Raw genomic sequence first — 218 nt, 5'->3', positions numbered from 1 at the left:
GCGGATGTGAAAATGGTTGTCCCTCTTGTGTGGGTCCTATTGATGAAGTGGGAATAAAGGGTAAAGAGAGTGCTCTTTTAGTTTTAAAGGAGGCTTTAAACTGATTATGGATCTACAGGAACGGCTGGAAAAGATCGCTCAATTAAAAAGGAATTTAAATAAAATTAGTCAATTACCAAAAGAGAAAAGCATAAAGATAGTAAAAAACGAAGTAAAAA

This window comes from Candidatus Infernicultor aquiphilus (assembly GCF_002784285.1).
Lineage (GTDB): Bacteria > Atribacterota > Phoenicimicrobiia > Phoenicimicrobiales > Phoenicimicrobiaceae > Infernicultor > Infernicultor aquiphilus.
The sequence above is the reverse complement of the archived record's forward strand: the minus strand, read 5'-3'. Positions refer to the sequence as shown.